Origin of the sequence: Streptomyces sp. 8L, assembly GCF_020176795.1 — a bacterium.
Classification (GTDB): Bacteria; Actinomycetota; Actinomycetes; order Streptomycetales; family Streptomycetaceae; genus Streptomyces.
In genome coordinates this window covers 1-7,799 of the sequence record NZ_JAIUKE010000002.1, presented here as the reverse complement: position 1 = coordinate 7,799, position 7,799 = coordinate 1, and the positions used below count along the sequence as shown (strand labels likewise).

The 7,799-nt window shown below is 75.6% G+C and carries 8 protein-coding genes; 4 read left to right on the top strand and 4 right to left on the bottom strand.

Going from position 1 to position 7,799, the window contains the following annotated elements; genetic code table 11:
* The first annotated feature begins 289 nt into the window (after positions 1 to 289).
* Positions 290 to 466: a hypothetical protein gene (locus tag LCE31_RS00060; protein WP_225011675.1), complete on the top strand. Its 177-nt coding sequence runs from the start codon at positions 290 to 292 to the stop codon at positions 464 to 466.
* Between the two features lie 147 nt (positions 467 to 613).
* On the opposite strand, the gene LCE31_RS00055 is transcribed toward LCE31_RS00060, so the two are convergent.
* From LCE31_RS00055 to LCE31_RS00045, 3 genes are read right to left on the bottom strand one after another with little or no spacing between them, the layout of a single operon-like run.
* A complete protein-coding gene (locus tag LCE31_RS00055) occupies positions 614 to 937 on the bottom strand; it encodes a putative quinol monooxygenase (protein ID WP_225011674.1) in 324 nt (107 codons plus the stop codon).
* 52 nt (positions 938 to 989) lie between these two features.
* Positions 990 to 1,904: an ATP-grasp domain-containing protein gene (locus LCE31_RS00050; protein WP_225011673.1), complete on the bottom strand. Its 915-nt coding sequence runs from the start codon at positions 1,902 to 1,904 to the stop codon at positions 990 to 992.
* Positions 1,901 to 2,791 (bottom strand): ATP-grasp domain-containing protein, encoded by an 891-nt coding sequence (locus tag LCE31_RS00045; RefSeq protein WP_225011672.1) that lies wholly within the window; start codon positions 2,789 to 2,791, stop codon positions 1,901 to 1,903. The genes LCE31_RS00050 and LCE31_RS00045 overlap by 4 nt, the downstream gene beginning before the upstream one ends.
* 402 nt (positions 2,792 to 3,193) lie before the next feature.
* On the opposite strand from LCE31_RS00045, the gene lnt reads away from it, so the two are divergent.
* Complete coding sequence (lnt, locus tag LCE31_RS00040) at positions 3,194 to 4,879, top strand: apolipoprotein N-acyltransferase (RefSeq protein ID WP_225011671.1); 1,686 nt, start codon at positions 3,194 to 3,196, stop codon at positions 4,877 to 4,879.
* Here the strand turns inward: lnt and LCE31_RS00035 are convergent.
* Positions 4,803 to 5,708 (bottom strand): Gfo/Idh/MocA family protein, encoded by a 906-nt coding sequence (locus tag LCE31_RS00035; protein WP_225011670.1) that lies wholly within the window; start codon positions 5,706 to 5,708, stop codon positions 4,803 to 4,805. The genes lnt and LCE31_RS00035 overlap by 77 nt on opposite strands.
* A 240-nt stretch (positions 5,709 to 5,948) precedes the next feature.
* Between LCE31_RS00035 and LCE31_RS00030 the strand changes: the two genes are divergently transcribed.
* Both LCE31_RS00030 and LCE31_RS00025 read left to right on the top strand, forming a co-directional pair.
* Positions 5,949 to 6,440 (top strand): DinB family protein, encoded by a 492-nt coding sequence (locus LCE31_RS00030; RefSeq protein ID WP_225011676.1) that lies wholly within the window; start codon positions 5,949 to 5,951, stop codon positions 6,438 to 6,440.
* A 678-nt stretch (positions 6,441 to 7,118) separates the two neighbouring features.
* On the top strand, positions 7,119 to 7,796 hold the full coding sequence (locus LCE31_RS00025; protein WP_225011669.1) for a sortase domain-containing protein: 678 nt from the start codon (positions 7,119 to 7,121) through the stop codon (positions 7,794 to 7,796).
* Positions 7,797 to 7,799: the final 3 nt, after the last annotated feature.

Sequence of the window (7,799 nt, the reverse complement as noted above, 5' to 3'; positions counted from 1 at the left end):
CTGGGTGTGGGGTTCGGGCGGGACGCGGGCTGCGGCGGGGGCCCCGCGCGGGGCGCGCCCGGGGGGGGGGGGGCTCGGGGGGGCGGCCCGCTCCTCGGCTGCACGCTGGAGTCCGCGGCGCGCCACTCGGGCACGCTGAGCGGGCGGGCGGACGCGGCCCGCGACGGCATCCGGGCCGAGCGCGTTGCCTCCCGGCGACGTGACACACAGCACTATTCCGTCTCGGGGTGTGACCAAGAACGCTCACAGAATGGTCACGATCGGGCGTGAGGGGTTTTAGGCTTGCCGCATGTCCAAGTCCTCCGCCTCCCCGGCCGCACCCCGCAGGGTGTCCGCCGCCGCGGCGACCAACGAGCGCATCCGCGAGCTGGTCGACTCAGCCGACGGGACGTGGCCCGCCGAGGCCTATGAGCTCCTGCTCCTGGAGTGGGCCGCGGCCGTCGGCCACGTAGACAGCGCCGCCTGACGCGGGCCCGGGCTGCGCCGGTCCTCGCCGCGCGGCGCCGCCGGTCCCCGTCGGCGTCCGCCCGATCTCGACCTCGACCTCGACCTCGACCTCCAGGATCTCCCCGGTGCCCGCCGCCGTCGCTCCGGCGCCGCCGCCTGCTCACTCTCAGTCGATGGCGAGTTCACCCATCGCGCTCCAGCCGTCGGCGCCCTCGATGGTGGTGCTCACGATGTCCGGTGTACGGCTCACCAGGGGCCGCATCGTCGCGATGGCCGCCTTGAAGTGGTCCGAGTTCACATGCGCGCCGGCCGCGTCGTCCTTGAACGCCTCCACGAGCACGTACGTGTTCGGGTCCTCCAGGCTGCGGGCCCACTCGAACCAGAGGTTGCCGGGCTCGGCGCGTGTCGCGGCCGTGAAGTCGGCCACCTTCGCGGGCCATTCCTCCGCGTGCTCCGGCTTCACCGGGAACTTGACGGTAATGAAGATCATCCCGACATTGTAGGTGAGCGTCCTCCGCCGCGTCAGGCCCTCGGCACACAGCTCAGGCCCTCGGCGCACAGCGAACGGCCCCGTCCTCCGTACCGGGCCGCCGCCACGCGCGGGGCCCCGCGGCGCCCTCCGCCGCCGCGCGCAGCGCCAGCGCGGCGAGAGCCTCCGGCGCGCCCGCCTGACCGCGCGCGCCGGGAAAGGCGTTGACGTCCACGATCTCCGGGGCTCCCCCGCCCGCGTCGATGAGGTCGACGCCGTACACGTCAAGCGCGAACACTTCCCCCGCGCGCAGCGCCAACGCCGCCCAGCCCGGCGGCAGTTCCTCCAGTGCGAGCGGTGCGCCCCGCGCCGCGCGGGACCGTGCCGCGTCATCACCCGCCGCTGCGGCCTCCCGTACGCCGTCGTGGGCCAGTTCGGAGCGCCGCAGCGCCGCGAAGACCCGGCCGCCTATCACCCACAGCTTGTGGTCCCAACCGCTGTTCGCGGTGAACGGCTGCGCGACGACCGGCTCGTCGCGCCACACGGGCAGCAGGGCACGCAGTGCCTCGGCGCCCTCGACGCGGGTCACCAGGTCCCTCCTGCGGCTGTGGCGACTCTTGACGACCAGGGGATACCCCGGCGCGGGCCCGGACGCGAGCCGGGCGAGCGAGGGGAACGCCTCGGTGGCGGCGAACGGCAGCCCGGCGCCCCGCGCCAGCTCCGCCATCGCGACGCGGTCCTGGCACAGCTCCGTCGCGGAGGCGGTGTTGAGGACGGGCGCGCCGCGCTCCTCCAGCCACCTCGCCAGCGCGAGCGCCGCGGGTGTGCGCGCCTTGAGCAGGTAGACGTCGGCGGGTGGTCCTTCGCCGTCCGGCGCGCCACCGCGCTCCGGGTCGAGCCACAGGATCTCGTGGCGGGGCGTCAGGGCCGCGGCGGCACCGGCGAGCAGCGGATGGCCGGGGCGGGCGGTGACGAGGCCTATTTTCATCGGTCCTCGCCGGCCGTCACGGGTATCTGGGCGGGCACGCGCACGTCGGCCGGCGCCGTCGGTGCGGAGGCCGGGCCGCCGCCGCGGGCGAGCCGCAGCACGGCACGGGCCACCCGCGCCGCGGCGTCCGGCACCTGACGGAAGCTCGGGAAGTCGTTCACGTCGACCACCACGGGCCCGTCGGGGCCGAGCAGTACGTCGAGGCCGTACAGGTCGAGGCCGTACACCTCACCGACCCGCTCGGCGATCGCGGCGACCTCGCGCGGCAGCTCCACCCGGCGCTCCCGCGGTGTCCTGTCCGGGTGCAGCGGCGACTGACGCTCCGTCGCGTACAGCTCGCCGGCCACGGAGTAGACCTTGAGGTCGGTGCCCCCGTTCGGCACGTACGGCTGCGCGATCAGCAGCCCCTCGTCGGGGCGGTCCGCCGCCATCTCGCGGAGGCGCTCCGGTGTCGGTACGAGATGGACGCCGCGTCCCGAACTGCCGTGGGCGGGCTTGACGACGAGAGGGAACTCGGCGGCCGGGATCTCGGCCAGGGTCCCCCATCGCGCCGCGGCGTAGGTGAGCGGGACCGGCAGCCCCCGGCTGCGCCCGATGGCGGCGGCCAGTGCCTTGTCGCGAACGGCGCGGATGGCGCGGGCGTCGTTGACCGTGGTGAGGCCGACGGCCGCCGCGGCTTCCAGCAGGGTGAGGCCGGGGCCGCCCGACACGGTCTTGAGCACCCACGCGTCATGGCTGCCCGCGCGGACCGCCTCGGAGACCGGCACCAGCGAACTGCCGGGCCGCAGTACGTCCACCTGGTGCCCCCAGGCCGTCAGCCGACGGATCACCTCGACCGGCATGCCGTCGTGGCGGTACTGCTCCTCCACCAGAAAGCACAGTCTCATCGGCACAACCCCGTCAACCCGTATGTCGAGAACCCCGTGTGCACCAAGCCCTGTGCGACACCTGAGAGATCATGATCCACCCCGGCTCACCCACCGCACCGGCCGAGCCGGGGTGGGTGGCCACGTGCGGCGCGCGCGCCGCCGTTGCGCGGACGATACCCCGTCGTGAAGGGCATCCTGCGGGCCGGTTACGCCCAAGGGCCTTTCCCCGTAGGCGAATCGGGGGGAGCCGGGTGGGGAACCGGCCGGCGGGTGCCGGGTTTGTGTCGCGGGATCAGGACGGGAAAACCCCGAGGCCGCGGGTACGGGACTGGGTCAGCCGTGTGAGCCGCGCGGCGGGGCGCGGTGCGGCGGGTAGGGATGGACCGGGGAAGAGCAGCACCCGCGGTGAGGAGACTCGGCATGCCGGTTCCGGTCGGTCTGATCGAACAGCGCGACGACGGTCCGCCGCGCCAGGGGCGCCCCGTGCCCCTGTGGCGCCGCGCCCCGGCGTGGCGGCGCGGCGCGGCGGCGGTGTACGCGGGCGCGCTGCCCGCGCTGGCGTTCCCCGCGCCGTCCTGGTGGTGGTGCGCGTACGTGGCGCTGGTCCCGTGGCTGCTGCTGGCGCGCACCGCGCCGACGCGGGGCCGGGCCGCGCTGGACGGGTGGCTGGGCGGATTCGGCTACATGGTGGCCGTGCACCACTGGCTCTACGGCAGCCTGCACGTCTTCATCGTGGTGCTCGGCGCGCTGCTCGGACTGCTCTGGGCGCCCTGGGGGCTGCTCGTACGGTCACTGCTCGGCGGTGCGGACGGCCCGCCGCGGGCGGGGCGCGCGGTCGCCGCGCTCGCCGTGGTCCCTTCGGCGTGGCTGCTGGTCGAGCAGGTCAGGTCCTGGCAGGGGCTCGGCGGGCCGTGGGGCGTGCTGGGGGCGAGCCAGTGGCAGGTGACGCCCGCGCTGCGGCTCGCCTCGGTGGGCGGGGTGTGGCTGGTGAGCCTGGTGCTCGTCGCCGTCAATGTGGCGGTGGCGCTGCTGATCGTGTCGGCGGCGGCGCGGGTCACGGCCGTCCTGGCTCTCGTGCTGGGCGCCGTGGCGGCGGGCTCGGCGTGGGCGTGGGCGCCGGTGCCCGCCGAGTCGGGCCCTGCGGCGCGGATCGCGGTGGTCCAGCCGGGTATCGTCTCGCGGGCGCCGGGGTCGCCGCAGCTGCGCTTCGCGCGGAGCGAGCGGCTGACGCGGGAGGTGGCGGACGACCGCGTCGACCTGGTGGTGTGGGGCGAGAGCAGTGTGACGCACAGCCTGGCGACGCATCCGTCGCTGGGCCGGCGGCTGAGCGCACTGTCCCGCACGGTCGGCGCGGACGTGCTGGTGAACATCGACGCTCAGGACACGGACGCCTGGGGCCGCAGGGGCGTCTTCAAGCGGAGCACCCTGATGGGGCCCGAGGGGCCGGCGGGGGTGACGTACGACAAGATGCGGCTGGTGCCGTTCGGGGAGTACGTGCCGGCGCGGGCGCTGCTCGGCTGGGCGACCTCGGTGGGCAGGGCCGCGGGCCAGGACCGGGTGGCGGGGCGCCGGCAGGTGGTGATGACGGTGCCGGAGCGGGACGGCGGGACGTTGCGGGTGGGGCCGCTGATCTGCTTCGAGTCCGCGTTCCCCGACATGAGCCGGAATCTCGCGAACGAGGGCGCGCAGGTGCTGGTGGTGCAGTCGTCGACGGCGACGTTCCAGCACACCTGGGCCCCGGCGCAGCACGCCTCGCTCGGCGCGCTGCGGGCCGCGGAGACCGGCCGTCCTGTGGTGAACGCGACGCTCACCGGCGTGAGCGCCGTCTTCGGGCCGCACGGCGAACGGGTGGGCGGGGAGCTGTCGACAGCGCGCAGCGCGTCCGCCGTCTACGAGGTGCCGACGGCGCGCGGCGGCACGCTCTACGACCGGTTCGGCGACTGGGCCGTGTACGGCGCGGTCGCCGTCGTGGCGGCCTTCTGCGCGCTGCGCGGGCCGCGCTGGACGCCGGGTGTGCGGCGGGGGCGGCTCAGGCGCCCGCTGCCCGCGCCGCCCGCACCACCCGCTCGCACAGCTCATGGGTCTCCAGCGCGTCCCGGGCACTGAGCACCTTCCCCGCGCGCACGGCATCCAGGAAGGCGAGGGCGGCCTGTTCGATGCCGCGCTGGCGGGCGACGGGCACCCAGTCGCCGCGGCGCCGCACCGTCGGCTGGCCCTTGTGGTCGATGACGGTGGCGAGGTCGAGCACGACGCGCTTGGAGTCCTGCCCCGACACTTCGAGGATCTCCTCGGTGGAGCCGCTGGTCCGGTTCATCGTGCCGAGGGCGGTGAACCCGTCGCCGGACAGCTGGAGCACGAGGTGGTGCACGAGGCCGCCCCGTACGCGCACCCGGACGTCGGCGTGGTCGACGGTGCCCGGTACGAGGAAGCGGAGCGTGTCCACGACGTGCACGAAGTCGTCCATGACGACATCGCGGGCCGGGCCCGCGAGACCGACCCGGTTCTTCTGCATCAGGACCAGGTCGCGGGGGTGTTCGAGGCACTGCGCGTACGACGGGGCGAAGCGGCGGTTGAATCCGACGGCGAGGGTGGTGCCGCGCTCCTCGGCGAGGCGCACGAGCCGCTCCGCGTCGGCGTACGTCGCGGCGATCGGTTTGTCGACGTACGTGGGAATGCCCGCCTCGATCAGGGTGCCGACGATCCCGGGGTGCGCGGCGGTCGGGGCGTGCACGAACGCGGCGTCGGGCCGCGCGGCGATCAGCGCGTCCAGGTCGGCGTGGCACTGGGCGGCGGGAATCCGGTGGACGGCGGCCGTACGGGCGAGCGTCGCGGGTGTCCGGGTCTGGAGATGCAGCTCGATGCCGGGCCGCGCGGTCAGCACCGGCAGGTAGGCCTTCTGCGCGATGTCGCCGAGCCCGATGCAGCCGACCTTCACGAAAATCCTCCCGGGGGGTGCGGTGCGGGCAGCATACGTGGGCCGTCGCGGCGGCACCGCGACGGATAACGCGTCGCGCTCCGTCCGTCCTTCGGACACGATGAGGCCATGACATCGCCCGCGCCCGCGCCTCGGTCCTCCGCCGCCTCTTCCGTGACGGGCGCCGCGGGCGGCGCCGTCCTGCCCGCCGTCCCGCCGCCGACGCCGGAGGAGGCGACCGCTCGCCGCCCGCCCGAGCCCATGGGCGACGCCGGGGAGCGGGAGCTGCTCGAGGGGTGGCTCGACCACCACCGCGCCACGCTCGCCCTGAAGTGCGCGGGCCTGTCGGACGCGCAGCTGCGCCGGCCGGCCGTCGCGCCGTCAGGACTGAGTCTCCTGGGGCTCGTGCGGCATCTGGCCGAGTGCGAGCGCGGCTGGTTCCGCGAGACGCTCGACGGGGAGGACGTGCCGGGCATCTACTTCACCGACGAGGACCCCGACGGGGACTTCCACCCGGGCGAGGACGCCACCTGGGCCGAGGCGTACGCCACCTGGCAGGCGGAGATCGCCGAGGCGCGGCGGCGCGCGGCGGCGCACCGCCTCGACGACGCGGCGGCGGGGCGCGGTCAGCGGGAAACCGGCCGGCCGTTCACCCTGCGCTGGATCTACACGCACATGATCGAGGAGTACGCACGCCACAACGGCCACGCGGACCTCCTCCGGGAGGCCCTGGACGGCGCTACGGGCGTGTGACGGCGCGGCCCGGCGCGTGACCGTGCCTCGCGGCGCATGCGGGCGCGCACGGGCGCGATCGGCGCGTACGGGTGCGACCGGTGCGTGATGAGCGCGACCGGCGCGCGCCGGCGTGCTGCCCTGTCGCCTCACCGTCACCCCTCACTCCTCGCGCCTCGCCACCACCCCGTCACCCGCTGGAAAAGATCGTCCATCCGGGTTCATTCTGGCCGGGAGGTGTACGAAGTGCCCTTCGGGCCAGCAGAGTTGCCCGCGTGCGACGAACGAGAACCACCACCATGCTCCTGCTCGGCGCGGCCGGCGTGGCCGCGACGGCCGTCTCCGGCTGCGTGTCCGTGAGTCCGGACGGCCCGCCCAGTGGCCCCCGGCCGGGTGCGGCCGCGGCCCAGCGGAGCGGTCAGGACGTACGCCCGCAGATCGTGCAGGCGCCGCTGCGGGAAGCGCTGAACATCGCCCAGCCGCCCTCGCCCTCCACCGCGTCACCGCCCCCCCCCCGCGGGGGGGGGGGCCCGCCGGCGGGGGGGGGGGGCGCCGCCGGAACACGACGGGCGGTGAACACTGACGGCCGGACACGGAACCGTACGCCGGGCCGCACGCGGCGGGCACCCCGGCCGGCGGCGCGAGATCGGGGACCGCGACCGGCTGCCGCGGGCGCTGCTGGCTCTCGCGGGGCTCTGCGTGGCGGCGGCCCTCGCCTTCCGCCTCGTCCCCGGGCTGACCGGGTCGCCCGCGCCGTCCCCGGTCCTGCCCCCGCAGTCGACGGCCGCGCCGCGCCCGGTTCCCGTCACCGACGCGCACAGCGCGCCCGTACGGCTGCGCATCCCGGCGCTCGCCGTCACGGCGGACGTACTGCCGCTCGCGCTGGACGCCGCGGGAGGTCTGGAGGTACCGGCCTTCGCGGACGCGGCGAAGGCCGGCTGGTACGCGCTGGGCCCGCGCCCGGGGCAGCCGGGGCCCGCGGTGTTCGTGGGACACCGGGACGCCCCGGACAACACGTACGTGCACGGCAGGCGCGTCGGCGGGACGCACCTCACGAACGGCGCCTTCGCGCGGATCGGCCGGCTGCGCCCCGGCGACCGGATCGAGGTGGAGCGCGGGGACGGCGCCCGGGTGGCGTTCCGGGTGACGCGGACCGACACCTATCCGGCGGACCGCTTCCCCACGGCCCGGGTGTACGGGCCCACGCGCGGCGCCGAACTGCGGCTGATCACCTGCGGCGGAGTCATCGCGCCCGACGGGCACTGGGACGCGAACGTCGTGGTCAGTGCGGTGGTCGTGGGGGGGGGGGGGGGGGCGGGGGCCCGCCCCCGCCCCCGGGCTGGAGAAGTCCGGCCGGCTGTAGCCCATCTTGGGTAGCTG

Coding starts and splice junctions, on each gene's coding strand:
- LCE31_RS00045 (WP_225011672.1), bottom strand. CDS start 2,791: ATGAGACTGTGCTTTCTGGTGGAGGAGCAGTACCGCCACGACGGCATG.
- lnt (WP_225011671.1), top strand. CDS start 3,194: ATGCCGGTTCCGGTCGGTCTGATCGAACAGCGCGACGACGGTCCGCCG.
- LCE31_RS00050 (WP_225011673.1), bottom strand. CDS start 1,904: ATGAAAATAGGCCTCGTCACCGCCCGCCCCGGCCATCCGCTGCTCGCC.
- LCE31_RS00055 (WP_225011674.1), bottom strand. CDS start 937: ATGATCTTCATTACCGTCAAGTTCCCGGTGAAGCCGGAGCACGCGGAG.
- LCE31_RS00030 (WP_225011676.1), top strand. CDS start 5,949: ATGGGCGACGCCGGGGAGCGGGAGCTGCTCGAGGGGTGGCTCGACCAC.
- LCE31_RS00060 (WP_225011675.1), top strand. CDS start 290: ATGTCCAAGTCCTCCGCCTCCCCGGCCGCACCCCGCAGGGTGTCCGCC.